Raw genomic sequence first — 1,675 nt, forward strand, 5'->3', positions numbered from 1 at the left:
GCGAATATGACGCGGCGAACGCGGACCGGCCCGCGTTCTGGGGCCGGCAGGCCCGGGAGCTGCTGTCCTGGTCCAAGCCGTTCACGAAGACCCTGGACTGGACCAACCCGCCCTTCGCCACCTGGTTCGAGGACGGCGAAACCAACGCCGCCTACAACGCGCTGGACCGCCATGTGGAGGCCGGCAACGGCGACCGCGTCGCCATCTACTTCGAGGGCGAGCCCGGCGACACCCGGACCTACACGTATGCGCAGCTGACGGATGAGGTGAAGAAGGCCGCGAACGCCTTCGAGGCGCTCGGCCTGGCCAAGGGCGACCGTGTGGCCGTCTACCTGCCCATGATCCCCGAGGCCGTCATCACCCTGCTGGCCTGCGCCCGCATCGGCGCCATCCACTCGGTCGTCTTTGGCGGCTTCTCCGCCGACGCCCTGCGCTCCCGCATCGACGACGCCGAGGCCAAGCTCGTCATCACCGCCGACGGCACCTACCGCCGCGGCAAGCCCAGCCCGCTCAAACCGGCCGTCGACGAGGCACTCACGGCACCCGGGCACTCGGTGCAGAACGTCGTCGTGGTCAGGCGCAACGGCCAGGACGTGAACTGGGTCCAGGGCCGCGACCAGTGGTGGGATGACACCGTCGGCGCGGCAGCTGCCACGCACACCGCCGTCGGGCATGCCGCCGAGCACCCGCTGTTCATCCTCTACACCTCCGGGACCACGGGCAAGCCCAAGGGCATCCTGCACACCACCGGCGGCTACCTCACCCAGACCGCGTACACGCACCGCGCCGTGTTCGACCTGCACCCGGAAACGGACGTGTTCTGGTGCACGGCCGACGTCGGATGGGTCACCGGCCACTCCTACGTCACCTACGCCCCGCTCATCAACGGCGCCACGCAGGTCATGTACGAGGGCACCCCGGACTCCCCGCACCAGGGCCGCTTCTGGGAAATCGTGGAAAAGTACAAGGTCTCCATCCTCTACACCGCCCCGACCGCGATCCGCACCTTCATGAAGTGGGGCGAGGACATCCCCGCCAAGTACGACCTCTCCTCCATCCGGGTGCTCGGCTCCGTGGGCGAGCCCATCAACCCCGAGGCATGGATGTGGTACCGGCGCGTCATCGGCGGGGACCTGGCCCCCGTGGTGGACACCTGGTGGCAGACCGAGACCGGGGCCATCATGATCGCCCCGCTGCCCGGCGTCACCAGCGCCAAGCCCGGCTCCGCCCAGGTCCCGCTGCCCGGCATCGCCGTGGACGTCGTCGATGAACTCGGCACCCCCGTGCCGGACGGGCACGGCGGCTACCTGGTGATCCGCGAACCCTGGCCGTCCATGCTGCGCGGCATCTGGGGCGACAACGAACGCTACAAGGACACGTACTGGTCCCGCTTCGACGGCATGTACTTCGCCGGCGACGGCGCGAAAAAGGACGAGGACGGCGACCTCTGGCTCCTGGGACGGGTGGACGACGTCATGAACATCTCCGGCCACCGCCTCTCCACCACCGAGATCGAATCCGCCCTGGTCAGCCACCCCTCCGTGGCCGAGGCCGCCGTCGTCGGCGCCGCCGACGAGACCACCGGCCAGGCCGTCGTGGCCTTCGTGATCCTGCGCGGCTCCGCCGCGGACGACCCGGACATCGTCACCACGCTGCGCAACCACGTGGGCCACGA

Annotated in this window: 1 protein-coding gene; it reads left to right on the forward strand. The window is 69.6% G+C overall.

The genetic code is table 11. The annotated features are described in order from the left end of the window. A partial coding sequence (acs, locus tag MMF96_RS19330) for an acetate--CoA ligase (protein ID WP_256884466.1) occupies positions 1–1,675 on the forward strand: 1,675 nt, incomplete at both ends.

This window comes from Arthrobacter sp. STN4, from assembly GCF_024539665.1.
Taxonomy (GTDB): Bacteria; Actinomycetota; Actinomycetes; order Actinomycetales; family Micrococcaceae; genus Specibacter.